Annotated in this window: 1 protein-coding gene; it reads left to right on the plus strand. The window is 64.8% G+C overall.

The window, feature by feature from the left end:
* Positions 1–259 (plus strand): HNH endonuclease signature motif containing protein (locus JYA52_RS00045; RefSeq protein ID WP_205651142.1); only part of this gene is annotated, 259 nt, incomplete at its 5' end.
* Positions 260–338: the final 79 nt, after the last annotated feature.

Genomic DNA, 338 nt, shown 5'->3' on the forward strand with positions numbered 1-338 from the left:
CACCGCCCGCGACCAAGGCTGCGCCTTCCCCAACTGCACCATCCCCGCCCCCTGGTGCGAAGCCCACCACACCACCTACTGGTCACACGGCGGACCCACCAACACCGACAACGGCACCCTCCTGTGCTCCCATCACCACCCCCTCATCCACAAAGAACAATGGACCATCCACATGCGATCCGGCGTCCCCTGGGTCAGCCCGCCACCCCACATCGACCCCCACCAAAAACCCCGACGCAACCACCACCACCGCACATAAACACGCGGCAAGAAGGGCGATCACCAACGTGGCGTCCTAAGGCCGGAGCCCTGCGCCGCGGAAATGACTCACAGCAAAC

The sequence above is a fragment of the Arthrobacter pascens genome, from assembly GCF_017052465.1.
Classification (GTDB): Bacteria; Actinomycetota; Actinomycetes; order Actinomycetales; family Micrococcaceae; genus Arthrobacter; species Arthrobacter pascens.